We start from the raw sequence: 23,747 nt of genomic DNA on the forward strand, positions 1-23,747 counted from the left end.
CCTTTGCCGCATGGCTGCTGACCTCGTGCCCATTCGTTTGAGCCTGACCGCCGGCGACCGTTACACCATTTGGGCACCGCGCTGGCGGGATGCCGGTGACGAGTGGGAAGCGTTCCTGGGCAAAGACGAAGACCTGTACGGCTTCTCCACCGCTGCCGACCTGGTCGCATTCGTGCGCACCAACACCGACCACGACCTGGCCGATCATCCCGGCTGGAAGGCGTTGACGGAGGCCAACGCGCACAAGCTGAACCCCGCCGAAGACAGACAGTTCGACCTGATGGCGGTCGAAGAGCTGGTAGCGGAAAAACCGACCGCGGAATCGGTGACGGCGTTGGCGGGCACGCTGGCGATCGTCTCCTCGATCGGATCGGTGTGCGAGCTGCCGGCGGTGAGCAAGTTCTTCAACGGAAACCCCAGCCTCGCCACGGTGGCCGGCGGCATCGAGCACTTCAGCGGCCGTGCCGGACTCAAGCGCTGGAACGCTATCGCCGAAATCATCGGGCGCAATTGGGACGACGTCCTCGCCTCTATCGACGGCGTCGTCACCACGCCGGAGGTCGATGCGGCGGCGTCGTCGAAGGCCGCCGACGAATTGGCCGAGCCGCTCGAAGAGGAGCCCCAGGACACCGAAGAAGACACCGAAGAAGACACCGAAAAGGACACCGAAGAGGTCGCCGAAGAAGACGCGGGTGACGACGCCGAACCAGCGCAGGAACAGGGCCGCGCGCCCGGCGATGTTGCGGTGCTGGGTAGCGACGAGGACTTCTGGTTGAAGGTGGGCATCGACCCGATCCGGATCATGACCGGCGCCGGCACGTTCTACACCCTGCGCTGCTACTTCGACGACCGCCCGGTCTTTCTCGGCCGCAACGGGCGTATCAGTGTGTTCAGCTCGGAGCGGGCGCTGGCGCGCTATCTGGCCGACGAGCACGACCACGACCTGTCGGACATGAGCACCTATGACGACATCCGCACCGCCGCCACCGACGGTTCGCTGCAGATCGACGTCACCGACGACAACGTCTACGTGCTGAGCGGGCTGGCCGAGGATTTCGCTGACGGACCCGACGCGGTCGACCGTGAGCAGCTCGAGCTGGTCGTCGAGTTGCTGCGCGATGTCGGCGACTACGCCGAAGACAACACCGTCGAGAAGGCGTTGGCGACCGAACGCCCGCTGGGAGCACTGGTGGCCCATGTCCTCGACCCGGGGTCGGTGCCCGAGCCGACGCCGCCCTACGCCGAGGCGGTTCGGGAGTGGGAGGCGCTGGACCGCTTTGTGGAGTCGCGGCTGAGGCGCGAGTAGCCGCCGAGCGGCAGCAGCCGGTGGTCGCGGGTGAACACCCGACGCACCAGGCCGAGCGCGACCACCACAGTGGTGATCGCAACCGATCCCAAGATCAAGAACATCACCACCGCTTGCACCAGCACGGCCTGCACCGGCGGCACCCCCGCCAGGATGAGGCCGGTCATCGCACCGGGCAAAAACACCAGCCCGGTGGCTTTGGTGGTCTCGATTTGCGGCGACAGCGCCGAGCGCAAGGCCGTTCGCAGATAGGGCGTGGCGGCCTGACGGTATGGCTGCCCGAGGGCCAGCCGGGCTTCCACCTCGTCGCGTTTGTCTCGCAGCTCGTCGACCAGGCGCCGGGCCACCAAGACCGTGGCGGTCATCGAGTTGCCGATCATCATCCCGGCGATCGGCACCAGGGTTTGCGGCCGCAGTGGAAACACCCTCAGCCCGAACAGCACTGAAAGCGTGATGACGGCTGCGGCGCCGAACGCGACGATCGTCAGGGGCGCCAACCGGGGCACTTCGGGTGCGCGTCGGCGGGCGACGTCGCCGGCGTAGGCCACCATGCCCGCGGTCCATGCCCACGACCACCACAGCGAGCGCCCCGGCTCGAACAGCAGCGTCAGGGCGCCGCCCACCAGCAGCAGCTGGACCAGCGCGCGCGCCGCCGACCACACCACCTGCCGCTCCAAACCCAGCCGCTGCCACAGGGATATCGCCGCGGCGAAGCCCACCAGCGTCAGCGATATCGCCAATCCCACCCAGCTGACGTGTCCGTTCATCGCTTCACCTCCGGTCCGAACCCCGTGCAGCGGCCTTTGTCGATGTGCACGACCCAGTCGGCGATCCGCTCGGCTTGCGCGGCATCGTGGGTGACCCACAGGGCGGGGATTTTGTCGTCGTCGGAAAGTTGCCGCACCGCGCGTTCGATCTCGCCTGCGGCGGCGGCGTCGACGGCGGAGGTCGGTTCGTCCAAGAGCAGCACCTGGGGCTGCGCCATCAGCGTGCGGGCCAGGCAGACCCGCTGCGCCTCTCCGCCGGACAGCGCGGTCGCATCGCGCTGAAGCCAGGACCCGGTCAATGCCACCCGCCCCAGCATGTCGATCATTTGCTGATCGGTTGCATCCGGGTCGGCGGTGCGCAGGTTGTCGGCGACGGTGCCGGGAAACGGTGTCGGCCGCTGAAAACACATGCCCACCCGCCGGCGCAGCCAGAGCGGGTCGATTTCGGCTATATCGTCGCCGCAGAACGACACTCGCCCGCTTGTGGGCACCTCTAACCGATTGCACAGCCGCAGCAATGTCGACTTGCCCGATCCCGACGGGCCGAACACCACGGTGACCCCGCTCGCCGGGACGGCGGCGGTGAATCCGTCGAGCGCGCGCCGCCCGTCGCGCTCGACTACGACGTTGTCGAAGTCGAACACTGACTCGGTCTCGGTCACCGCGCCTCCTCACCGGCTCAGGTACCCCGCAAAGCAGACTGTATCGGTTTTCGATATCGTGTTTCGAGTGCGGCCCGCAGTGACGTCGATGGATCGACGTGACTTCCTCAAGTGGAGCAGCGCGGCCATGCTGACTGCCGCAGGGGTGGCCAGTTGTTCGCGCGCCCCGGCGAAGCCCGACTACACCTTGCGGATTACCCAGAGCGATGTCGAGACTGCGCCCGGTAAAGTCATCTCGACCACGACCTACAACGGCCAATTCCCCGGTCCGCTGCTGCGATTCACCGCAGGAAAACAGTCACGTGTGGACGTTTACAACGAAACCGACGCTCCTCAGCAGCTGCATTGGCACGGACAGCAGGTACCGGTGGATGTCGACGGATCCGCTGAAGAAGGCACCCCGTTCATTCCCGCGCATGGCATGCGCCAGATTTCGTTTGTCCCCGGGCCGGCGGGTTTGCGGTTCTACCACACCCACCTCACGCCGGGCGCCGATCTATCCGGTGGTCAGTACGGCGGTCTGGTCGGTCCGGTATACATCGAGCCCCGCAACGAGCCCGGCGCGTACGACCGAGAAGTGTTTCTCACGCTCAAGGAATTCGAGCCCAGCCTCACCCAGAGCGAGGAAATGTCCAGCGACTTCCTGGCCGGGGAACCGGTTGCCCAGTTACGTGATGTCGGCGAGCGGGCAATGGCCAGATCGATCGCGGCGGGAATGCCGCACGGTTACGAGATCGGCTACGAGACCTTCACTGTCAACGGACGCACCCTTGGGCACGGCGAGCCGATACGGGTGAAGTCCGGCGAGCGGGTGCTGCTTCAGGTGCTCAACGGCAGTGCGACCGAAAACCGCAGCCTGGCCCTGCCCGGCCACACCTTCACGGTCGTTGCGCTCGACGGCAACAAGGTGCCCAAACCCGCTGCGGTGCCGGTGTTGTGGCTGGGTGCCGGCGAGCGGATATCGGCACTGCTCGAGATGACGAACCCCGGTGTCTGGATTCTCGGTGATCTTTCCGACGAGGACCGCCGTTCCGGAATGGGGATCGTCGTCGAATACGCAGGCCGCACGGGCCAGCCGAGGTGGGGTCGACCACCCCCGTTTCGTTGGGACTACCGGTTATTCGCCGCTGAGCACCAACGCCCGGCGGCGGTCGACCACGTCATCGACCTGCTGATCGAAAAGCAGAACGCCGTCCACGACGGGTTCAACATGTGGACCATCAACGGCGCGCCTTTCACGATGGACAGCAAGCAGCCCGTAATCGATATCACCCACGGCAAGCGGTACCGCCTGCGATTCCGTAATGCCACGGATGACCTGCATCCCATGCACTTGCACCGGCATACTTTCGAAATCACCCATGTTGCAGGCACACCCACCGCCGGCATCCGTAAAGACGTCGCCATGCTCGGCGCCTATCAAACCATGGACGTCGACTTCCTCGCCGACCAGCCGAGCTTGTCGCTGCTGCACTGCCACCAACAACTGCACATGGATTTCGGCTTTATGACATTGCTTCGGTGTTCGTGATCATGCGGGAGTTCAAGCGGGCAGCCATACGGCTTCACATCCTGCATCACGCCGCCGATGACGAGGTCCACGGCGCGTGGCTTACCGAGGAGCTAAAGCGCCACGGCTATGACGTCAGCCCCGGCACTTTGTACCCAACGCTGCACAGACTCGAAGCCGACGGTCTACTGACCTCCCGGCGGCTGGTCGTCGACGGCCGCTCGCGCCGCGTGTATGCCGCCACCCGAGCCGGCCGCAAGGCACTCGCCGAGGATCGCCGGGTGCTGCGCGAGTTGGCGGCCGAGGTGCTCGGCGACTAGCCGATCAGTACCGCATACCGCGGCTTGATGACGTCGTCGATGATGGCCAGCCGCTCGTCGAACGGGATGAAAGCCGACTTCATTGCGTTGATGGTGAACCGCTCCAGATCACTCCAGCCGTAGCCGAATGCCTCGACCAGCCGGTGCATTTCGCTGCTCATCGTGGTGTCGCTGATCAGCCGGTTGTCGGTGTTGACCGTCACCCGGAAGCGGGCGCGTGCCAACAGGTCGAACGGATGCTCGGCGATGCTCTTCACCGCGCCGGTCTGCACATTGGAGCTCGGGCACAATTCCAGCGGAATTCGCTTGTCCCGCAGGATCGATGCCAGCCGACCCAACCGAATCGAGCCGTCCTCGGCGACTTCGATGTCGTCGACGATCCGCACACCGTGGCCCAGCCGGTCGGCACCGCAGAACGCGATCGCCTCGTGAATGGACGGCAGCCCGAACGCTTCACCCGCGTGAATAGTAAAGCGCGCGTTGTTGTCTCGCATGTATTCGAATGCGTCGAGGTGCCGCGTCGGTGGGTTGCCGGCCTCGGCCCCGGCGATGTCGAAACCGACAACCCCCTTGTCCCGGAATCGGATCGCCAGCTCAGCGATCGCGCGGGACACCGCCGCGTGGCGCATCGCGGTGACCAAGAGCCGCACCACAATGGGGCGTCCGGCGGCCGCGCACGCCTTTTCTCCGTCGACGAAGCCGGCCAACACCGCCTCGACGATCTCGTCGAATGACAGCCCGCGGTCGATATGCAACTCCGGCGCAAAGCGCACCTCGGCGTACACCACCGAGTCAGCCGCCAGGTCTTCGACACATTCGTAGGCCACCCGATGCAGTGATTCGGCCGTCTGCATGACCGCCACGGTGTGGGAGAACGGTTCCAGATAGCGCTCCAGCGAGCCGCTGTGCGAGCGGGTGCGAAACCAGGTCGCCAACTCGTCGACCTCGGTGGCCGGCAGCCCCTCGTATCCGATCTGGCCGGCGATGTCCAGCACCGTCGACGGTCGCAGCCCCCCGTCGAGGTGATCGTGCAGCAGCGCCTTCGGTGCCTTTTCGATCTGCTCGAGGGTCAGCGGCGTGGTCACGCGGTGATCCGATCGATGATCAGCGGCCGCCGGGCCGGCGCGGTGTCTCCGACGGCCCAGGCGCCGTCCAGTTCGGCCATCGCCGCGCCGAAGCGTTCCGGGGTGTCGGTATAGAGCGTGAACAGCGGCTCGCCGGCGGCTACCGGTTCCCCGGGCCGCCGATGGATGCGCACACCCGCGCCGGGCTGCACCCGCTCACCTGGCCGGGACCGCCCCGCGCCGAGCCGCCACACCGCCAGCCCTACCGCCATCGCATCGATGTCGCCCATTGTGCCGCTCCGACTTGCAGTGACGGTCTCTGAACACCTACCAATCGGCAACGGTACCGACAAGTCGCCGCCCTGGGCGGCGACTAGAGCACGGAACCGGTCCATCGCGCTGCCGTCGCGCAACGTCTGCGCCGGATCCTCGGCGTCGACCCCGGCGAGCTGCAGCATCTCGGTCGCCAGCGCGACGGTCAGCTCCACGACATCGGGTGGCCCCCCGCCGGCCAGCACGTCGAGTGACTCGGCGACCTCCAGGGCGTTGCCGGCGGTGCGGCCGAGCGGGCAGTTCATGTCGGTCAGCAGCGCGGTGGTGGGCACGCGGTGGGACGCACCGAGGGCCACCATCGTCTGGGCGAGCTCACGGCACTGCTCCTCGCAGCGCAGCAGCGCTCCGGACCCGACCTTCACGTCGAGAACCAGCGCGCCGGCACCCTCGGCCAGTTTCTTGCTCATCACCGAGCTGGCGATCAGCGGCAGCGACTCGACGGTCGCCGTGACGTCGCGCAGCGCATACAGCTTCGCGTCGGCCGGGGCCAGCCGTCCGGCCGCGAAGATCGCCGCGCCGATGTCCCGAAGCTGTTGGTGCACTTGACTATTCGGCAAATCAGCGGTGAATCCGGCGATCGATTCCAGTTTGTCCAGGGTGCCGCCGGTGTGCCCCAACCCCCGGCCGGATGCCTGCGGCACCGCCGCGCCGCAGGCGGCGACGACGGCCACCAGCGGCAACGTGATCTTGTCCCCGACCCCGCCGGTGGAATGCTTGTCGACCGTCTTGCGCGGCAGGTCGGTAAAGTCCAGCCGCTCACCGGAAGCCACCATCGCATCGGTCCACCGCGCGGTCTCCTCGGCGTCCATGCCGTTGAGGAAAATCGCCATCAGCAGCGCCGACATCTGTTCCTCGGCGATCAGCCCGCCGGTGTAGGCGTCGATGACCCAGTCGATGGCGGCCCCGGACAGCCGGCCGCCGTCGCGTTTGACCTTGATGATGGTCGGCGCGTCGAAAATCACGGCAGGTCGTCCGGGCCGAACGGCTCGGGCAGCAGGTCACCGAGCCGGCGCGGCCCGTCGGGATGATCGATCAGCAGATCCGGCCCGCCATGCTCCAACAGCACCTGCCGACAGCGTCCGCAGGGCATCAGCAGTGACCCACGGGCGTCAGCACAGACCAAAGCCAGCAGCCTGCCGCCGCCGCTCGAATGCAGGGCGCTGACCACACCACACTCGGCACAGAGACCTAGACCATATGAGACATTTTCCACATTGCAGCCGGTCACGACGCGGCGATCGTTGACCAGCGCAGCCGCCCCGACCTGCAGCCGCGAATACGGGGCATAAGCGCACTGTGCTGCCTGGATTGCATTGTCCCGCAGCACTTTCCAATCAATCTCGGCAGCCACGGCCATGATAGCGGTTGCGGGCGAGACGCATTGCGGCGCCGGGGTGCAGTGTTGGCCAAGTCACAAGCCCACCCTAGATCGGTCGTCGCGCCCCGCGTGCGCGACGCGCAACCGGTTCATCAAACGGTGCGATTGGGGCTACATTAAATTGCCCGACCGGCCATGAAACACCCTGCATCGTCGGGCCGAAGTCCACCGTTGGAGGACGCTGATGACGACGGCGACATCGAGCGCCAAACCGCTGCGCCGGACGTTGTACCGGGGTGATCCGGGGATGTGGTCCTGGGTACTGCACCGGATCTCCGGCGCAACGATCTTCTTCTTCCTGTTCGTGCACGTGCTGGACACCGCGCTGGTCCGGGTCGGACCACAGGCTTACAACGAGGTTGTCGAAACCTACAAGACCCCGATCGTCGGCCTGATGGAGCTGGGGTTGGTGGCCGCGGTGCTCTACCACGCACTGAACGGCATTCGGGTCATCCTCATCGACTTCTGGGAGCATGGGCCGCGCTACCAGCGGCTGATGTTCTGGACGACCGGCATCATCTGGTTGCTGGTCATGGTTCCGGCCACCGTGGTGGTCGGCATGCACATGCTGGCGCGGTTCGGATGAGCGCCCCGGTCCGTCAGCGCAGCCACGACCGGCCCGCCGGCCTGGACAACCCCCGGGCGCCGCGCCGTCGCACCGGGATGCCCAACTTCGAGAAGTACGCCTGGCTGTTCATGCGGTTCTCCGGAATTGTGCTGGTGTTTCTGGCGCTCGGGCACCTGTTCGTGATGTTGATGTGGGACGACGGCGTCTATCGCATCGATTTCAACTATGTGGCGCAGCGCTGGCATTCGCCGTTTTGGCAGACGTGGGATCTGTTGCTGTTGTGGCTGGCGCAGCTGCACGGCGGCAATGGGCTGCGCACCATAATCGACGACTATTCCCGCAAGGATTCCACCCGGTTCTGGCTCAACACCCTGCTGGTGCTGTCGATGTTGTTCACGCTGGTGCTCGGCACCTACACCCTGCTCACCTTCGACCCGAATATCTCATGATTCACCAGCACCGATACGACGTGGTGATCGTCGGCGCCGGCGGCGCCGGTATGCGGGCTGCCGTCGAGGCGGGTCCGCGTGCCCGGACCGCCGTACTGACCAAGCTGTATCCGACCCGCAGCCACACCGGCGCCGCGCAGGGCGGTATGTGCGCGGCGCTGGCCAACGTCGAAGACGACAACTGGGAATGGCACACCTTCGACACCGTCAAGGGCGGCGACTACCTCGCCGACCAGGACGCCGTCGAGATCATGTGCCGGGAAGCCATCGACGCGGTTCTGGACCTGGAGAAGATGGGGATGCCGTTCAACCGCACCCCCGACGGCCGAATCGACCAGCGCCGCTTCGGCGGACACACCCGCGATCACGGCAAAGCCCCGGTGCGCCGGGCCTGTTACGCCGCGGACCGCACCGGCCACATGATCTTGCAAACGCTGTATCAAAACTGCGTCAAGCACGACGTCGAGTTCTTCAACGAGTTCTACGTGCTCGACCTGCTGCTGACCGAAACGCGCGGCGGTCCGGTGGCCTCCGGAGTTGTCGCCTACGAGCTGGCCAGTGGCGACATCCACGTCTTCCATGCCAAGGCGGTGGTAATCGCCACCGGCGGCTCGGGACGGATGTACAAGACGACTTCCAACGCCCACACGCTGACCGGCGACGGCATGGGTGTGGTCTTCCGCAAGGGACTTCCGTTGGAGGACATGGAATTTCACCAGTTCCATCCGACCGGCCTGGCAGGTCTGGGCATCTTGATCTCCGAGGCGGTGCGCGGCGAGGGTGGCCGGCTGCTCAACGGCGAGGGCGAGCGCTTCATGGAGCGTTACGCGCCGACGATCGTCGATTTGGCGCCACGTGACATCGTCGCCCGCTCGATGGTGCGCGAGGTGTTGGAAGGTCGGGGGGCCGGTCCGAACAAGGACTACGTCTACATCGACGTGCGCCACCTCGGCGAAGAGGTGCTCAACGCCAAGCTGCCCGACATCACCGAGTTCGCCCGCACCTATCTGGGTGTGGACCCGGTCACCGAGCTGGTTCCGGTCTACCCGACCTGCCACTACGTGATGGGCGGCATCCCGACGACCGTCACCGGACAGGTGCTGCGCGACAACACCAGCACCGTGCCCGGGCTATACGCTGCGGGCGAGTGCGCGTGCGTGTCGGTGCACGGCGCGAACCGACTCGGCACCAATTCACTGTTGGATATCAACGTGTTTGGCCGCCGCGCCGGCATCGCCGCCGCCAACTATGCGCTGGGTCACGACTTCGTCGAGTTGCCGCCGGAGCCGGCGGCGATGGTGGTCGGCTGGGTGAGCAACATCCTGTCCGAGCACGGCAACGAACGCGTCGCCGATATCCGCGGCGCGCTGCAGCAGACCATGGACAACAACGCCGCGGTGTTCCGCACCGAGGAGACGCTCAAGCAGGCGCTCACCGATATTCACGCGCTCAAGGAGCGCTACTCCCGAATCACGGTGCACGACAAAGGAAAGCGTTTCAACAGCGACCTGCTGGAAGCGATCGAGCTGGGCTTTTTGCTGGAACTGGCCGAAGTCACCGTCGTCGGCGCCTTGAACCGCAAAGAGTCCCGCGGCGGACACGCACGTGAGGACTACCCCAACCGCGACGACACCAACTACATGCGCCACACCATGGCCTACAAGCAGGGCAGCGATCTGCTCAGTGATGTCCGGCTGGACTTCAAGCCGGTGGTGCAGACCCGCTACGAACCCAAGGAACGGAAGTACTGATGAGTTCGGTCGTCGACAAGCCCGAACCCGGCGATCCGCCGTTGCCGCCGATTCCCGAAGGCTCGGTGATGGTGACGGTGAAGATAGCCCGCTTCAACCCGGAAAACCCCGACCAGTACGCCGATTCCGGTGGCTGGCAGAGCTTCCGGGTTCCGTGTCTTCCCAGCGACCGGCTGCTCAACCTGCTGATCTACATCAAGAGCTATCTCGACGGCACACTGACCTTCCGGCGGTCCTGCGCCCACGGGGTATGCGGCTCGGACGCGATGCGGATCAACGAGGTCAACCGGCTGGCCTGCAAGGTGCTGATGCGTGACCTGGTGCCCAAAAAGCCGGGCAAACAGTTGACCGTCACCGTCGAACCGATCCGCGGACTGCCGGTGGAGAAGGATCTCATCGTCGACATGGAGCCGTTCTTCGACGCCTACCGCGCGGTCAAGCCATACCTGATCACCAGCGGCAACCCGCCGACCCGCGAGCGCATCCAGAGTCAGACCGATCGCGCGCGCTACGACGACACCACCAAGTGCATCCTGTGCGCGGCGTGTACCACCAGTTGCCCGATCTTCTGGCATGAGGGTTCGTATTTCGGGCCGGCGGCGATCGTCAACGCGCACCGGTTCATCTTCGACAGCCGCGACGAGGGCGCCGCCGAGCGGCTCGAGATCCTCAACGAGGTCGACGGCGTGTGGCGCTGCCGCACGACGTTCAACTGCACCGAGGCCTGTCCGCGCGGCATCGAGGTGACCAAGGCCATCCAGGAGGTCAAGCGGGCGCTGATGTTCGCGCGCTGACCTCCCGCTTTGCCCCCCGCTTTGCCGCGAGCGGGCGCAAAATGTCGCCATTTGCGGCGTGTCGGCGTACGAACACGCCCGCTCGCGCCGGGGCCGCTGTCACACATTGGCGAGCCACCTCGTCTGAGGGGTATGACACAAGGTATGACACAGAAAACTCGTATCGAACCACTGCCCCCGAAGAGGGCTAACCTGCTGACCCGCGTCATGTACCGGTACGCCAAGCGCCGGTTCGGCGAGGTTCCGGAGCCGTTCACGGTCGCAGCGCATCACCCGCGGCTGCTGGTCGCCAACGCCGTGCACGAGACGATGCTGCAGCGTGCCTCGCGCAAGCTGCCAGCGAGTGTTCGCGAGCTGGCCGTGTTCTGGACCGCGCGAACCATCGGCTGCTCATGGTGCGTCGACTTCGGCGCCATGCTGCAGCGCCTCGACGGCCTCGACGTCGAACGACTCAAGGACATCGACAACTACGCCACGTCGCCGCTTTACACCGACGACGAGCGCGCCGCGATCGCCTACGCCGACGCGATGACCACCGACCCGCACAGCGTGACCGACGAGCAGGTCGCCGACCTGCGGGCCCGATTCGGCGACGACGGAGTGATCGAACTGACGTATCAGATCGGTGTGGAGAACATGCGTGCGCGGATGTACTCGGCGCTGGGGATCACCGAACAGGGCTTCAACTCCGGCGACGCCTGCCGGGTTCCCTGGGCTAGCGGGCCGGAGTGATCTCGATATAGGCCATCGGCACGCCGAATGCGGCGCTGCCCTTCTCGAGGCTGCGCTCGAACAGCCTCATCGGCAGGCTCCAGTTTGCGGCGATCGCCTGGTCCGCGAGGGCGTGCTCGGACTCGGGCAAAATCCTGGCCGTCCCGGCGACCGGTTGGCCTTTGGGTCTTCCGCGGAAGTTGCTCGGCACCACCACGACGTTCGGGTTGTTGCGAATCCGCTTGACCTTGCCCGTAGAAGCGTCCGTCCGGACATAGAGCTTCCCGTCGGCAACGCCGTGGTTGATCGGACTGGGCATCGCTTCACCGGAGCGCTTGTACGTCACCAGCACGACCTGGCGGGTCTTGTCGAAGCCGGTGAAGTCGGTGCCCGTTGGCGCGCCGATGTCGAAGGCGTCGCGATGGCGCAGCTTGTCCATGCCACGAAACATCAACGCGCCCAACTTCTGAGTGACCCTACCGGCCACGCTGGTCCTCCAATCTGTGGTTAACCGTCATCGGATCGCTGGCGCAGCGGGGAACCCGTGAACTTATCCGGGTTGGCGATATCCCAGATGGCGCAGATCTTTCCGTCGCGCACCGTCATCGCCGTGACCCGCGGCATCATCGCCTGATACCCGTCGTCGCCGGATGTTCCGGACGTGTAGGCGCCCAGCTCGCCGTTGACCAGCGCCAGCTGATTCGCGGTGTAGAAGGACGGACCGTAGCGCTGCGCAAGCCCGAGCATGAAGCGCACCACCTTGTCCGCCCCGTGGATAACCCGCGCTGCGGTAGGCGCCTTGCGGTTGGAATCGCCGGTGAATGTCACATCCGGATGCAGCAGCTCGACGGCGGCGGCCATGTCCCCCGAGGCGAGGGCCGCCATCAGCTTGCCCACCACCTCGTTGTGCGTGGGATCCGGCGCCGGCGGTGGCGCGTCGGCCACCGCCCGGCGAGCCCGTGATGCCAACTGTCGGGCGGCTGCCGCGCTGGTGCCCAACACCTCGGCGATCTCGGTGAACGGCACCCCGAACCCGTCGTGCAGCACGAAAGCCACCCGCTGATCCGGGGATAGCCGCTCGAGCACGACCATCGCGGCAAAGCGGGCGTCCTCGCCGGCGACAACAGCGGTGAGCGGGTCGGCGGCGTCGATACCGGTGACCACGGGCTCGGGCAGCCATTCGCCGAAATACGTCTCCCGCCGATGTGCGGCGGAGCGCAGCCGATCGAGCCCAAGCCGGCTGACCACCGTGGTCAGCCATGCCCGCAGATCGGCGATCTCCTCCCGGTTGTCGGCGGCGTCCCAGCGCAGCCAGGCTTCTTGCACGATGTCCTCGGCATCGGCGAACGTGCCGGTCAGCCGGTATGCGACAGCCAGCAGGTGGGGCCGCAGCGCCTCGAACTCGTCGGCTCGTTGGGCAACCGTCATGACTTCAGACTAGAACTGATGGCGTGACATGTTTGCTGAGCGCTGATCGGTAAAGTTTGTGCCGGCCCGCCAATAGCAAAGATATTGTGCGTACAGACGTTTCGGCGTGTGCCGACAGCCGTCACGCGGGGTAAAACCGCAGAAGGAGTGATCAATGGGCGGGACAACTAGATCGGCTGTCGAACGCAGTATCGCGAAGGTGGCGGCGGTGGGGGCGCTGATGGTCATCCCGGCCCTCAGCATGGCCGTCCCGGCCGATGCCGACAATCCGGTGAGCACTGACGAACCCACTTGTGCACCAAATCCGTGGAACCCCGCCTGCCCGCCCATCTGCGACGGGGTGCCGATCGGTGCCTGCGACACAACGCCGACCGACACCGACATGCCTATGGGGCCAAACGATCCCGCGTGCCCGTGGGATCCGGCGGGCATTTGTGCGGGTGGGCCGTACGACTACGATCTGCCCACCGCCGCGCCGCCGACAGAACCACCTACCGACGGTCCACAACCACCGGCGACCCCACCGGCCGACGGTCCACAACCGCCGGGTGATGTCGCCGGCGGCGGCAGCACCGACAGCTCTCCCGGCGGCGGTCCGTCCAGCACCGGCAGCGACAGCACCTCCGACGACAACAACACTGGCGACAACAACACCGGTGGCGATTCTCCCGGCACCGGCAGCGCCGACAGCGGAAGCAGCAGCAGCGACAGCGGGACCAGCAGCTCCGACACCGGCAGCAGCTCCGACACCGGCAGCAGCTCCGACAGCGGGACCAGCAGCAGCAGCGACAGCGGAACTAGCAGCAGCACCAGCAGCAGCGACAGCAGTAGCAGCCCCTGATCGCGCAGACCGGCGCCGCAAAGCGCCCCGGGGCTACGCTCGGCAGACGATGACAGATGACCTGTGGGCGAAGGCCAATCGCCATCTGTGGCTGCACTTCGCCCAGCACGGACCCGACATCAGCCGACCGATCATCACCCGCGGCGAGGGTGTGCGGATTTTCGACGACCGCGGGCGTAGTTACCTCGACGGGCTGTCAGGGCTGTTCGTCGTTCAGGTCGGGCACGGCCGCGACGAGCTCGCCGAGGCGGCCGCGAAGCAGGCCCGCACACTGGCCTACTTTCCGCTGTGGTCGTATGCCCCCCCGACCGCGATCGAACTCGCCGAGCGACTCGCCCAGTACGCGCCCGGCGACCTGAACCGGGTTTTCTTCACCACCGGCGGCGGCGAAGCCGTCGAAACCGCGTGGAAACTGGCCAAGCAGTACTTCAAGTTGACCGGCAAACCCGGTAAATACAAAGCGATTTCACGGGCGGTCGCCTACCACGGCACCCCGCAGGGTGCGCTGGCCATCACCAATGTCCCGGCCTACCAGGCCCCGTTCGAGCCGCTGACCCCGGGCGCGGTCACCGTGCCCAACGCCAACTTCTACCGTGCGCCCGAACCGTTCAGCAGCGACGCCAAAGCGTTCGGCCAGTGGGCCGCCGAACAGATCTGCGAGGCCATCGAGGCGCAAGGACCCGACACCGTCGCCGCGGTGTTCCTCGAACCGGTGCAGAACGCGGGCGGCAGCATCCCGCCCCCGCCGGGCTATTTCGAACGCGTACGCGAGATTTGCGACGAGTACGACGTCCTACTGGTCTCCGATGAAGTGATTTGCGCGTATGGGCGGATCGGCTCGATGTTCGCCTGTGACGACTTCGGCTACGTGCCGGACATGATCACCTGCGCCAAGGGATTGACGTCGGGCTACTCGCCGATCGGCGCGATGATCGCCAGCGACCGATTGTTCGAGCCGTTCAACGACGGCGCGACGACGTTCCCGCACGGCTACACCTTCGGCGGGCATCCGGTGTCGGCGGCGGTGGCGCTGGCCAACCTGGACATCTTCGAGCGTGAGCGTCTCAACGACCGCGTCAAACACCACGCGCCCCGACTCCGCGCCGCGTTGGAGGGGCTCTACGACCTTCCGATCGTCGGCGACGTTCGCGGCGAGGGCTACTTTTACTCCATCGAATTGGTCAAGGACCAGGCCACCAAGCAGACCCTCACGACCGAGGATCGCCGTCGGCTGCTGCCGGCAATCGTGGCAGGACTCTTTGAGGCGGGACTGTACTGCCGCATCGACGAGCGCGGCGACCCGGCGATCGTGCTGGCGCCGCCGCTGATCAGCGGCCAAGACGAGTTCGACGAAATCGCATCCACCCTGCGTCAGGTGCTGACCGAGATCGGGAGCAGGCTATGACGAAACCACGGGTCAATCCGGTGCGCTGGCAGCCCCCGCCCGTCGACCCGCTGCCCGCCGTGCCGTCGGCCGACGTCACGGTTGTTCGGTTGCCCGGCAACGGACCCGAGGACGTGGTGGTCGATAACGGCGGCCGGCTGTGGACCGGATTGGACGACGGCCGGATCGTTCAAATCCCCACGGACGGAGGAGAACCCGTCGTCGTCGTCGCCGACACCGGCGGACGCCCGCTGGGCATGCACGTTGCCCGCGACGGGCGGCTGCTCGTCTGCGATAGCTACCGCGGACTGCTGGCCCTGGATCCGGTGAGCCGCAAACTGCAGTCGCTGGTCGAATCAGTGGACGGCAGAGCGCTGATGTTCTGTTCCAACGTCACCGAAACTGCAGACGGCACAATCTATTTCACCGAGTCCACCTGCGACTTCCACATCGAGCACTACACCGCGGCCATCGTCGAGGCACGCGGGCGTGGCGCCCTGTTCCGGCTGGGCACCGACGGCGCCGTCAGCACGCTCGTCGACGGCCTGTACTTCGCCAACGGCGTGACGCTGACCGCTGACGAATCGGCCTTGGTGTTCGCCGAGACCCAGGCGCGGCGGCTGTCGAAGTATTGGTTGACCGGTCCGCAGGCCGGCTCCGTCACGCCGCTGGCGGTACACCTACCGGGCATGCCCGACAACATCTCCACCGGTGCGGACGGCCGGATCTGGGTCGCGATGGTGACCGAGGTCAACACCGCGCTGGAATGGCTACTGCCACGCGCGCCGATCCTGCGCAAGGCGGCCTGGCGGTTGCCCGAGCGATTGCAACCGCGCATCAAACCCGAGGTGTGGGCGGTCGCGTTCGACCCCGACGACGGCACGGCTGTGGCCGGGGTGCGCACCACACATCGCGACTTCGGCGTCGTCACCGGTCTGGTCGAGGCCGACAGCAAGCTGTGGATGGGCACGATCAACTACCCCGCCGTCGCATATGTCGACCTGCAAGCCACCGCGCTGTAAATCCCAGTTTTTAACTTCTGCAACATCAGTCACAGCGCGGCTCCCGGAAATCGTGGCGCCAATCGCCTAGTCTGCACACACGATGGCCGTGTTACGTTGTGCATCCTCCCTGGCAGCAGCCGTTTTTCTGGTATCCGCGGTGGTCGGGCTGCCGGCGGTGCACACGGCCGCCGCCGAGCCCAAGGCCGAGGCCGGGTCCTGCCCGTACAAGGTGACCACGCCCCCGGCGGTCGACTCCTCGGAGGTGCCGCAGGCCGGCGATCCCCCACTTCCGCTACCGGTACCGGCCGCGCCCGTGGGCGGCAGCGCGCTGGGCGGTTGTGGCATCATCACCGCGCCGGGCACGCCGCCGGTGCCCGGCGACGTCTCCGCCGAGGCGTGGCTGGTCGCGGACCTGGACAGTGGTGCGGTCATCGCCGCCCGCGACCCGCACGGCAGACACCGCCCGGCCAGCGTGATCAAGGTGCTGGTCGCAATGGCCGCACTCAACGAGTTGAGCCTCAACAAGACGATCAACGGCACACCGGAGGACGCCGCACAGGAGGGCACCAAGGTCGGCGTCGCGCCGGACGGCACCTACACGGTCAACCAGCTGCTGCACGGGCTGCTGATGCATTCCGGCAATGACGCCGCGCACGCGCTGGCCGTCCAGCTGGGCGGCATGCAGGTCGCGTTGGAGAAGATCAACGCGCTGGCCAACAAGCTCGGCGGCCGCGACACCCGCGTCGCGACGCCGTCGGGGCTGGACGGCCCGGGCATGAGTACCTCGGCCTACGACATCGGTTTGTTCTACCGCTATGCCTGGCAAAATCCGACGTTCGCCCAGATCGTCGCCACCCGCACTTTCGACTTCCCCGGCCACGGTGGTGCCCCCGGCTACGAGCTGGAGAACGACAACCAGCTGCTCTACCATTATCCGGGGGCCCTCGGTGGCAAGACCGGCTACACCGACGACGCCGGACAGACGTTCGTGGGTGCCGCCAACCGGGACGGACGCCGCTTGATGGCGGTGCTGCTGCACGGCACCCGCCAGCCGATTGCGCCCTGGGAGCAAGCCGCGCACCTGCTCGACTACGGCTTCGCCACCGCCCCCGGCACCCGGGTCGGGACGCTGATCGAACCCGACCCGTCACTGGTCGCCGCCAAATCCGGTGCGGCCGAAGACCCCTCGAATGCGAGCACGCGAGCCGCACCGATGGTGCCGGCGGCCGATACGCTGCCGGTACGCGTCGGGGTCGCGGTGATCGGCGCGATCATCGTGTTCGGTCTGATGATGGTTGCCCGGTCGCTCAACCGCCGCCCGCAGCGCGGATTCTAAAACGCCGCTTCCTAACAGCCGCTTGGTAACAGTCCGGCATCACCAGGTGTCGACACTTGTCTGTAACTGGATTGCACAGATATATTATCTGCAACCTACAGGTACAGATAACTGGGGGGCGCCATGCCGAAGGCCCTGACCGACCCGCAGCTCCTTCACGAACTCGAGCCCGTGGTAGAGCGCCTGCTCAACCGTCATATCTCGATGTTCAAGGAATGGAATCCACACGACTACATCCCGTGGTCGGACGGCAGGAACTTCTTTGCCCTGGGCGGCCAAGATTGGGAACCCGAGCAATGCAAACTGCCTGATGTCGCGCGAGTGGCGATGGTGCAGAACCTGCTGACCGAGGACAACCTGCCGTCCTATCACCGCGAGATCGCGATGAATTTCGGCATCGACGGTGCCTGGGGACAGTGGGTCAACCGATGGACCGCCGAAGAAAACCGGCACAGCACCGCGCTACGCGATTACCTCGTCGTCACTCGTGCGGTCGACCCGGTCGAGCTGGAGAAGCTGCGCGTCGAGCAGATCACCCGCGGCTTCAGCCCGGGCCAGAACCATCAGGGCGACCTTTTCGCCGAGAGCCTGTTTGACTCCGTCGTTTATGTGTCGTTCCAGGAACTGGCCACCCGCGTCTCGCACCGCAACACCGGTAAGGCCTGCAACGAGACGATCGCCGATCAGCTGATGGCCAGGGTGTCGCACGACGAGAACCTGCACATGATCTTTTATCGGGACGTCACCGAAGCAGGGCTGGAGATCGCGCCCAACCAGGCGATGAAGTCGGTGCATCGGGTGCTGCGCAACTTCCAGATGCCCGGATTCACGGTGCCCGAGTTCCGCCGCAAGGCCGTCATCATCGCCGTCGGCGGCGTCTACGACCCACGCATCCATCTCGACGAAGTGGTCATGCCGGTGCTCAGGAAATGGCGCATCTTCGAACGTGAGGATTTCACCGGCGAGGCCGCCCGGATGCGCGACGACCTGGCGGTGCTGATCAAGGAGCTCGAAGTGGCCTGCGACAAATTCGACGTCTCCAAGCAGCGCTACCTCGAGCGCGAGGCCCGCAAGGCCGAGAAGATCACCGCCAACAAGGTGCTCGACACTAAAGGGACGCTCACGCTGAGCGGACGCTGAAACGACACCCGCCGGCCGGGCAATTTCGTGTTAATCTAACTAACATGAATGCGCCACGGCCTTACCGGATGACCAACCGCGCCATCGCCGCGGCACAGACCGCCGACAACATCCTCGGCGCGACCAAGGACCTCGTCGCCGAAAAGCCATTCCGCGAGATCACCCTCGCCGATATCGCCGCGCGGTCCGGCGTGACGGTGCAGACCATCCTGCGCCGGTTCGGCGACAAGGATTCGGTATTCGCAGCCGCGGTCACCCGCTTCACGGCCGAGGTCCACGAGCAGCGCGGCCACGCTGTGCCCAATAACGTCGCCGACATCGTGGCCAACCTCGTGCAGCACTACGAGGACTGGGGCCGCCTGATGCTCCACCTGCTGTCAGAACAACACACGGCACCTGCCGTCGCTGACACCATCGCAGCGGCAAAGCGCTATCACCGGGACTGGTGCCAGGCGATGTTCCCCGACGCTCTTGACGGGCTGAAGGAACCCAACAGATCCCGACGGCTCGCCGAACTTGTCGCTATCTGCGACCTACGCACCTGGGAGTTGCTGCGAATCGACTTCGGGCTCAGCCGCGCGGAGACCGCCGCCGCGCTACGCGAAATGCTCGAACCGCTCACAACGAAAGAGCCATAATGGCAACGATTTTGGCGTATACCTCGGCTGCCCTGGGCAATCTCTATCCGATCTGTGCGCTACTGATCGAATTACACCGACGGGGTCACCGCATCGCGTTGCGCACACTTGCGGCCGGCGTACCCGTGGGTCGCCAGCTTGGGTTCGACACCGAGGCCATCGATTCGCGCATCGAGGACATCGAGATGTCGGACTGGACGGCGCCCAACAGCCGGTCGGCATTAGGGCTGGCCTGCCAGATTTTCGGCAAGCGGGCCGCATACGAGGTCGGCGACCTGCACAACGCGATCCGCTCCGTCGAGCCAGACACGATGATCATCGACGCGAACTGCTGGGGTGCCGCAGCCGCCGCCGACGCCGGTGATCTGCCGTGGCTGGCGTTCTGGCCCTACACCCCGTTCCTGCGATCACGCGGTGTGCCGCCCTTCGGGCCTGGACTGCGGCCGTTGCCGGGCTGGGCGGGCCGGATCCGCGACGCTGCGCTGCGCCCCGTCGTGCTCGGCGTGGTGGAGAAGGCGATGTTGGGTCCGCTCAACGCCGTCCGCGCGAAGGCGGGCGCGGTACCGGTGCACTCCGCCGACGAATTCGTTCGGCGGGCCCCGTTGATATTGGTCGCCAGCGGTGAGCCCTTCGAATATCCGCACCCGGACTGGGGCGAGTCGGTCCAGATGATCGGCTCCTGCGACTTCGATCCACCCGCCGACATCCCGCGCTGGCTCGACGACATCGAGCAGCCGATCGTGCTGGTCTCTATATCCTCTGAGCAGCAAAACGACATGGGACTGGCGCTCACCGCGATGAAAGCGTTGGCCGAGGAGCCAATTCACCTGGTCGTGACTCTTCGCGTCGGCGTACCAGGGGGCATCGCCGTGCCCGCTAACGCAACCGTTGCGACGTTCGTGCCGCACGGTCCCGTGCTGGACCGGGCGATCTGCGCGATCACCCACGGCGGGATGGGTTCCACCCAAAAGGCGCTCACGCGCGGAGTACCGGTATGTGTTGTCCCGCACGGCCGCGACCAATTCGAAGTGGCGCGTCGCGTCGAAGTCTCCGGCTGCGGGACCCGGTTGCCAGCGAGAAAGCTGACTCCTTCTCGGCTGAAATCTAAAGTGCTGCAGGCGATGTCGATGGCCGACGGGGCGCGCCGGGTGGCCGAAGGATTCGCCGCCACCGGCGGTGTCGCCCACGGTGCTGACCTGATCGAGCAGAGGCTACTGCGCCGGCCGACCGAGCGGCGACCACTGCTATAAACACCACATGAGCGGCGCGCGCGGCCCACGCGGAGCGCTGATCGCGCTCGCCGCGGCCAGCCTGGGCGTCATCTACGGCTATGACATCTCCAACATCGCCGGCGCGTTGTTGTTCGTCACCGACGAGTTCGGCCTGTCCACGGGCCAGCAGGAACTGGTGACCACGGCCGTGGTGGTCGGCGAGATCGCTGGGGCGCTCACCGGTGGCGCACTGGCCAATGCGATCGGACGCCAGCGGTCGATGGTGCTGGTGGCCGCCGGCTATGCGGTGTTCGCGCTGCTCGGCGCGGTGTCGGTGTCGATGTGGACGCTGCTCACGGCGCGGCTGTTGCTGGGGCTGACGATCGGGGTGTCGGTGGTGGTGGTCCCGGTGTTCGTCGCGGAATCCGCGCCGGCTCGGGTGCGCGGCTCGCTGCTGGTCGCCTACCAGGTGGCCACCGTCGCGGGATTGATTTGCGGCTACCTGGGCGCTTACCTGTTGGCCGGTTCGCACGGCTGGCGCTGGATGCTGGGTCTGGCCGCGCTGCCTGCGGCGCTGACCCTGCTGTTGCTGCTGCGGATGCCTGACACCGCGCGCTGGTACGCGTTCAAGGGCCGCATCGACGAGGCCCGCAGCGCGCTGCAACGGGTGGAGCCGGACTCCGACGTCGAGCGTGAACTCGTCGAGATCCGCGACGCGTTGCGCGAGGAACATGGAGCGGCGTTACTGGAGATGCTGCGGCCGCCGTACCGGCGGGCCACCACGTTCGTGATCGGGCTCGGCTTTTTCATCCAGATCACCGGCATCAACGCGATCGTCTACTACAGTCCCCGCCTGTTCGCGGCGATGGGGTTCAGCGGCGATTTTGCGCTGCTGGTTCTTCCGGCCCTGGTGCAGACCGCCGCGCTGGCGGCGGTAGTGGTCTCGCTTTTTCTCGTCGATCGGGTGGGCCGGTGCCCAATCTTGTTGGGGGGCATCGCCACGATGCTCGCCGCAGACGTGCTGCTCATCGGTGTGTTCGCCACGGGCGCCGGGCCGGTATTCGGATTGGCAGGGGTGCTGATGTTCACCTTGGGCTTCACCTTCGGGTTCGGCGCGCTGGTGTGGGTGTACGCCGGTGAAAGCTTTCCGGCCCGGCTGCGTTCGTTGGGCTCAAGCGCCATGCTCACCTCGAACCACATCGCCAACGCCATCGTCGCCGCCCTATTCCTCACGGTGTTGCAATCACTGGGCGGGGCAACTACTTTCGCCGTGTTGGCTGGCTTCGCGGCGGCAGCATTCGGTGTCGTGTACCGATATGCGCCGGAAACCAAAGGCCGGCAGCTCGAGGAGATCCGGCACTTCTGGGAAAATGGCGGCCGCTGGCCCGACGAGTCGTTGGCTGATATCGGATCATGACTCTAATCTGCTCCGGCACAATGGTTCTCGGGCGACAGCTGTGCCGGCCCGGGTGGGTGCAAACCTCGGGTGCACGGATCGTCGATTGCGGCCCGGGGTCACCACCGCGGCCGGCCGACGTTGACCTGCCCGACGCCGTCGTTGTTCCCGGCTTCGTCGACATCCACGTGCACGGCGGTGGTGGAGCGTCGTACACCAACGACACCGAAATCGCCCGGGCCGCACAGTTTCACCGCCGGCACGGCACCACCACCACGCTGGCCAGTCTGCTCAGCGCTTCAGTCGACGACCTGCTGCGCTCGGTGCGTTCACTGGCGCAAGTGACCCGGGCGGGAATTGTTGCGGGCATTCACCTGGAGGGCCCCTGGCTGAGCGCGGCGCGCTGCGGAGCGCACGACCCCACCCAACTGCGCGATCCGAGTCCCACCGAGATCGACGCCCTGCTGGACGCCGGCGACGGCGCGATCCGAATGGTCACGTTGGCGCCCGAGCGCGCCGGGGGTTTCGAGGCCATCACGCGGCTTGCTGACGCGGGAGTGGTTGTGGCCGTGGGACATACCGACGCGAGCTATCAGCAGACCCAGCACGCGGTGTCGCTCGGTACGACGGTCGGGACCCACCTGTTCAACGCGATGGCACCGCTGCACCACCGCGAGCCGGGACCCGCCCTCGCGCTGCTGCAGGATCCCCGGGTGACCGTCGAGTTGATCGCCGACAGCGTCCATGTCCATCCCGCCGTGCTGCGCGCGGCGATCGACACTGCCGGGCCCGACCGGGTGGCCCTGGTTACCGATGCCACACCGGCCGCAGGGCAAGGCGACGGTGCATTTCGGCTGGGAAACCTCGACGTCGACGTGACGTCCGGCGTGGCGCGGGTGCGCGGAACGTCGACGATCGCCGGTAGCACCGCCACCATGGATCAGCTCTTCGCCACCGTGGCCGGCCTCGCCGCCGACCCGGACGCCGGATTGGTCGCCGCGGCAACAATGACGTCGGCGACGCCGGCCCGGGCTCTCGGCTTGCCCGACGTCGGAAGCTTACGAGCGGGACGGCGCGCGGATCTCGTTGTGCTGGACCGAAATTTAGCGGTGAGCGCCGTGATGGCCGGCGGCGAATGGCTCGGAGACATTTGACGGGCGCCACGCCGAGATTCGTGGGATCCACCGCGGAACGTTGTCCCGATAGGTCAGGTATTCCTGGCCGTAGCGCTCAATCAGATGCGGTTCTTCCCAGAACCGGATGGCAATCGTCTGACACGCCAAGAAGATTGCGAACCAGACCAGCAGCGCGGTCGACATGGTCAATGCCGATTCTCCCAGCAGGATGCACAGCACGCCGCTGATCATCGGGTTGCGCACGTGCCGGTACGGCCCGCGCACCACCAGGTGGACCGGTTCGCCCATCACGCTGCCCACGCCGAGAGTGCCCTGACCCACGCGGTGGAACAGCGCCACCGTCCAGATCAGCATGCTCACGCCGCCGATGATCAGCAGCGCCCCTATCGCCGCGAGCCCGCCCGAGCGCCAAGAACCGAGATCCGGTGCCCGCACGTCGGCGACGGGCGCGATGAGCGCCGGGATGACGACCGTCATCGTCACCGGAAAAAGCAGAAACGAAAGCAGATGGCGCCACCAAAGGCGTCGTCCGTGGGTGCCCGCAACCATGGGAGCCTCCTTCGATACTTCAACCTTCGCTGAAGAACGTTACGCCGCCGTTCACGAGAGGTCAACACGCG

The 23,747-nt window shown here is 66.2% G+C and carries 24 protein-coding genes and 1 pseudogene; 16 read left to right on the forward strand and 9 right to left on the reverse strand.

The window, feature by feature from the left end:
• Window positions 1–10 precede the first annotated feature (10 nt).
• Window positions 11–1,306 (forward strand): protein export chaperone SatS, encoded by a 1,296-nt coding sequence (satS, locus tag MSP7336_RS00285; protein ID WP_069395269.1) that lies wholly within the window; start codon window positions 11–13, stop codon window positions 1,304–1,306.
• On the opposite strand, the gene MSP7336_RS00290 is transcribed toward satS, so the two are convergent.
• Both MSP7336_RS00290 and MSP7336_RS00295 read right to left on the reverse strand, forming a co-directional pair.
• Window positions 1,237–2,073, reverse strand: a complete 837-nt coding sequence (locus tag MSP7336_RS00290; RefSeq protein ID WP_069395270.1) for an ABC transporter permease — start codon at window positions 2,071–2,073, stop codon at window positions 1,237–1,239. The two genes, satS and MSP7336_RS00290, sit on opposite strands and share 70 nt — an antisense overlap.
• Window positions 2,070–2,735: an ABC transporter ATP-binding protein gene (locus tag MSP7336_RS00295; protein ID WP_069395271.1), complete on the reverse strand. Its 666-nt coding sequence runs from the start codon at window positions 2,733–2,735 to the stop codon at window positions 2,070–2,072. The genes MSP7336_RS00290 and MSP7336_RS00295 overlap by 4 nt, the downstream gene beginning before the upstream one ends.
• Before the next feature lie 88 nt (window positions 2,736–2,823).
• Between MSP7336_RS00295 and MSP7336_RS00300 the strand changes: the two genes are divergently transcribed.
• Both MSP7336_RS00300 and MSP7336_RS00305 read left to right on the forward strand, forming a co-directional pair.
• On the forward strand, window positions 2,824–4,266 hold the full coding sequence (locus tag MSP7336_RS00300) for a multicopper oxidase family protein (protein WP_113962834.1): 1,443 nt from the start codon (window positions 2,824–2,826) through the stop codon (window positions 4,264–4,266).
• Between the two features lie 2 nt (window positions 4,267–4,268).
• Window positions 4,269–4,565 carry an Rv3488 family transcriptional regulator gene (locus tag MSP7336_RS00305; RefSeq protein WP_069395400.1) on the forward strand — a complete coding sequence of 99 codons (297 nt, stop codon included), beginning with the start codon at window positions 4,269–4,271 and terminating at the stop codon, window positions 4,563–4,565.
• Here the strand turns inward: MSP7336_RS00305 and MSP7336_RS00310 are convergent.
• Genes MSP7336_RS00310 through MSP7336_RS00320 form a run of 3 tightly spaced genes read right to left on the reverse strand, consistent with a single transcriptional unit; the run spans window position 4,562 to window position 7,313 of the window.
• Window positions 4,562–5,650, reverse strand: coding sequence for an adenosine deaminase (locus MSP7336_RS00310; RefSeq protein WP_069395273.1), 1,089 nt, complete (start codon window positions 5,648–5,650; stop codon window positions 4,562–4,564). The two genes, MSP7336_RS00305 and MSP7336_RS00310, sit on opposite strands and share 4 nt — an antisense overlap.
• Complete coding sequence (locus MSP7336_RS00315; RefSeq protein ID WP_069395274.1) at window positions 5,647–6,924, reverse strand: thymidine phosphorylase; 1,278 nt, start codon at window positions 6,922–6,924, stop codon at window positions 5,647–5,649. Before MSP7336_RS00315 ends, MSP7336_RS00310 begins: the two co-directional genes overlap by 4 nt.
• The gene (locus tag MSP7336_RS00320; protein ID WP_232320977.1) at window positions 6,921–7,313 is read right to left on the reverse strand and encodes a cytidine deaminase; all 393 of its coding nucleotides are present in this window, start codon (window positions 7,311–7,313) and stop codon (window positions 6,921–6,923) included. The genes MSP7336_RS00315 and MSP7336_RS00320 overlap by 4 nt, the downstream gene beginning before the upstream one ends.
• A gap of 274 nt (window positions 7,314–7,587) precedes the next feature.
• Between MSP7336_RS00320 and sdhC the strand changes: the two genes are divergently transcribed.
• The 5 genes and pseudogenes from sdhC to MSP7336_RS00345 form a co-directional block, all read left to right on the forward strand.
• A complete protein-coding gene (gene sdhC, locus MSP7336_RS00325) occupies window positions 7,588–7,926 on the forward strand; it encodes a succinate dehydrogenase, cytochrome b556 subunit (protein ID WP_069395401.1) in 339 nt (112 codons plus the stop codon).
• Window positions 7,923–8,357 (forward strand): succinate dehydrogenase hydrophobic membrane anchor subunit, encoded by a 435-nt coding sequence (locus MSP7336_RS00330; RefSeq protein WP_069395276.1) that lies wholly within the window; start codon window positions 7,923–7,925, stop codon window positions 8,355–8,357. The genes sdhC and MSP7336_RS00330 overlap by 4 nt, the downstream gene beginning before the upstream one ends.
• Window positions 8,354–10,108 carry a succinate dehydrogenase flavoprotein subunit gene (gene sdhA / locus MSP7336_RS00335; RefSeq protein WP_069395277.1) on the forward strand — a complete coding sequence of 585 codons (1,755 nt, stop codon included), beginning with the start codon at window positions 8,354–8,356 and terminating at the stop codon, window positions 10,106–10,108. Before MSP7336_RS00330 ends, sdhA begins: the two co-directional genes overlap by 4 nt.
• Complete coding sequence (locus MSP7336_RS00340) at window positions 10,108–10,902, forward strand: succinate dehydrogenase iron-sulfur subunit (RefSeq protein WP_113962835.1); 795 nt, start codon at window positions 10,108–10,110, stop codon at window positions 10,900–10,902. Before sdhA ends, MSP7336_RS00340 begins: the two co-directional genes overlap by 1 nt.
• Window positions 10,903–11,001: 99 nt before the next feature.
• Window positions 11,002–11,634 (forward strand): annotated as a pseudogene (locus tag MSP7336_RS00345) (carboxymuconolactone decarboxylase family protein); the annotation flags it as partial.
• Here MSP7336_RS00345 and MSP7336_RS00350 read toward each other — a convergent pair.
• The 3 genes from MSP7336_RS00350 to MSP7336_RS00365 all read right to left on the reverse strand — a co-directional run bounded on the left by MSP7336_RS00350 (window position 11,618) and on the right by MSP7336_RS00365 (window position 13,851).
• Window positions 11,618–12,100, reverse strand: coding sequence for a PPOX class F420-dependent oxidoreductase (locus MSP7336_RS00350; protein ID WP_181786488.1), 483 nt, complete (start codon window positions 12,098–12,100; stop codon window positions 11,618–11,620). The pseudogene MSP7336_RS00345 and the gene MSP7336_RS00350 sit on opposite strands and share 17 nt — an antisense overlap.
• 20 nt (window positions 12,101–12,120) lie before the next feature.
• On the reverse strand, window positions 12,121–13,041 hold the full coding sequence (locus MSP7336_RS00355) for a sigma-70 family RNA polymerase sigma factor (protein ID WP_069395281.1): 921 nt from the start codon (window positions 13,039–13,041) through the stop codon (window positions 12,121–12,123).
• 453 nt (window positions 13,042–13,494) lie between these two features.
• Window positions 13,495–13,851, reverse strand: coding sequence for a hypothetical protein (locus MSP7336_RS00365; RefSeq protein ID WP_069395283.1), 357 nt, complete (start codon window positions 13,849–13,851; stop codon window positions 13,495–13,497).
• An 80-nt stretch (window positions 13,852–13,931) separates the two neighbouring features.
• Between MSP7336_RS00365 and MSP7336_RS00370 the strand changes: the two genes are divergently transcribed.
• The 8 genes from MSP7336_RS00370 to nagA all read left to right on the forward strand — a co-directional run bounded on the left by MSP7336_RS00370 (window position 13,932) and on the right by nagA (window position 23,145).
• Complete coding sequence (locus tag MSP7336_RS00370) at window positions 13,932–15,287, forward strand: aspartate aminotransferase family protein (RefSeq protein ID WP_113962836.1); 1,356 nt, start codon at window positions 13,932–13,934, stop codon at window positions 15,285–15,287.
• Window positions 15,284–16,288, forward strand: coding sequence for an SMP-30/gluconolactonase/LRE family protein (locus MSP7336_RS00375; protein WP_069395285.1), 1,005 nt, complete (start codon window positions 15,284–15,286; stop codon window positions 16,286–16,288). Before MSP7336_RS00370 ends, MSP7336_RS00375 begins: the two co-directional genes overlap by 4 nt.
• 82 nt (window positions 16,289–16,370) lie before the next feature.
• Window positions 16,371–17,606 carry a D-alanyl-D-alanine carboxypeptidase DacB1 gene (dacB1, locus tag MSP7336_RS00380; protein ID WP_069395286.1) on the forward strand — a complete coding sequence of 412 codons (1,236 nt, stop codon included), beginning with the start codon at window positions 16,371–16,373 and terminating at the stop codon, window positions 17,604–17,606.
• 123 nt (window positions 17,607–17,729) lie between these two features.
• Window positions 17,730–18,746 carry an acyl-ACP desaturase gene (locus MSP7336_RS00385; protein WP_069395287.1) on the forward strand — a complete coding sequence of 339 codons (1,017 nt, stop codon included), beginning with the start codon at window positions 17,730–17,732 and terminating at the stop codon, window positions 18,744–18,746.
• 44 nt (window positions 18,747–18,790) lie between these two features.
• Complete coding sequence (locus MSP7336_RS00390) at window positions 18,791–19,384, forward strand: TetR/AcrR family transcriptional regulator (RefSeq protein ID WP_069395288.1); 594 nt, start codon at window positions 18,791–18,793, stop codon at window positions 19,382–19,384.
• Window positions 19,384–20,634 (forward strand): nucleotide disphospho-sugar-binding domain-containing protein, encoded by a 1,251-nt coding sequence (locus MSP7336_RS00395; RefSeq protein ID WP_069395289.1) that lies wholly within the window; start codon window positions 19,384–19,386, stop codon window positions 20,632–20,634. Before MSP7336_RS00390 ends, MSP7336_RS00395 begins: the two co-directional genes overlap by 1 nt.
• Window positions 20,635–20,641: 7 nt before the next feature.
• On the forward strand, window positions 20,642–22,012 hold the full coding sequence (locus MSP7336_RS00400) for a sugar porter family MFS transporter (protein WP_113962837.1): 1,371 nt from the start codon (window positions 20,642–20,644) through the stop codon (window positions 22,010–22,012).
• The gene (gene nagA / locus MSP7336_RS00405; protein WP_069395291.1) at window positions 22,009–23,145 is read left to right on the forward strand and encodes an N-acetylglucosamine-6-phosphate deacetylase; all 1,137 of its coding nucleotides are present in this window, start codon (window positions 22,009–22,011) and stop codon (window positions 23,143–23,145) included. Before MSP7336_RS00400 ends, nagA begins: the two co-directional genes overlap by 4 nt.
• Here nagA and MSP7336_RS00410 read toward each other — a convergent pair.
• A complete protein-coding gene (locus tag MSP7336_RS00410) occupies window positions 23,095–23,676 on the reverse strand; it encodes a methyltransferase family protein (protein ID WP_069395292.1) in 582 nt (193 codons plus the stop codon). The two genes, nagA and MSP7336_RS00410, sit on opposite strands and share 51 nt — an antisense overlap.
• Window positions 23,677–23,747 lie beyond the last annotated feature (71 nt).

The sequence above is a fragment of the Mycobacterium shimoidei genome (assembly GCF_900417275.1).
Lineage (GTDB): Bacteria > Actinomycetota > Actinomycetes > Mycobacteriales > Mycobacteriaceae > Mycobacterium > Mycobacterium shimoidei.

Bases quoted from the DNA above. Each gene is read 5' to 3' on its own strand.
- satS (WP_069395269.1), top strand. From the start codon at position 11: ATGGCTGCTGACCTCGTGCCCATTCGTTTGAGCCTGACCGCCGGCGAC.
- MSP7336_RS00290 (WP_069395270.1), bottom strand. From the start codon at position 2,073: ATGAACGGACACGTCAGCTGGGTGGGATTGGCGATATCGCTGACGCTG.
- MSP7336_RS00300 (WP_113962834.1), top strand. From the start codon at position 2,824: ATGGATCGACGTGACTTCCTCAAGTGGAGCAGCGCGGCCATGCTGACT.
- MSP7336_RS00305 (WP_069395400.1), top strand. From the start codon at position 4,269: ATGCGGGAGTTCAAGCGGGCAGCCATACGGCTTCACATCCTGCATCAC.
- sdhC (WP_069395401.1), top strand. From the start codon at position 7,588: ATGTGGTCCTGGGTACTGCACCGGATCTCCGGCGCAACGATCTTCTTC.
- MSP7336_RS00330 (WP_069395276.1), top strand. From the start codon at position 7,923: ATGAGCGCCCCGGTCCGTCAGCGCAGCCACGACCGGCCCGCCGGCCTG.
- sdhA (WP_069395277.1), top strand. From the start codon at position 8,354: ATGATTCACCAGCACCGATACGACGTGGTGATCGTCGGCGCCGGCGGC.
- MSP7336_RS00340 (WP_113962835.1), top strand. From the start codon at position 10,108: ATGAGTTCGGTCGTCGACAAGCCCGAACCCGGCGATCCGCCGTTGCCG.
- MSP7336_RS00355 (WP_069395281.1), bottom strand. From the start codon at position 13,041: ATGACGGTTGCCCAACGAGCCGACGAGTTCGAGGCGCTGCGGCCCCAC.
- MSP7336_RS00370 (WP_113962836.1), top strand. From the start codon at position 13,932: ATGACAGATGACCTGTGGGCGAAGGCCAATCGCCATCTGTGGCTGCAC.
- MSP7336_RS00375 (WP_069395285.1), top strand. From the start codon at position 15,284: ATGACGAAACCACGGGTCAATCCGGTGCGCTGGCAGCCCCCGCCCGTC.
- dacB1 (WP_069395286.1), top strand. From the start codon at position 16,371: ATGGCCGTGTTACGTTGTGCATCCTCCCTGGCAGCAGCCGTTTTTCTG.
- MSP7336_RS00385 (WP_069395287.1), top strand. From the start codon at position 17,730: ATGCCGAAGGCCCTGACCGACCCGCAGCTCCTTCACGAACTCGAGCCC.
- MSP7336_RS00390 (WP_069395288.1), top strand. From the start codon at position 18,791: ATGAATGCGCCACGGCCTTACCGGATGACCAACCGCGCCATCGCCGCG.
- MSP7336_RS00395 (WP_069395289.1), top strand. From the start codon at position 19,384: ATGGCAACGATTTTGGCGTATACCTCGGCTGCCCTGGGCAATCTCTAT.
- MSP7336_RS00400 (WP_113962837.1), top strand. From the start codon at position 20,642: ATGAGCGGCGCGCGCGGCCCACGCGGAGCGCTGATCGCGCTCGCCGCG.
- nagA (WP_069395291.1), top strand. From the start codon at position 22,009: ATGACTCTAATCTGCTCCGGCACAATGGTTCTCGGGCGACAGCTGTGC.
- MSP7336_RS00410 (WP_069395292.1), bottom strand. From the start codon at position 23,676: ATGGTTGCGGGCACCCACGGACGACGCCTTTGGTGGCGCCATCTGCTT.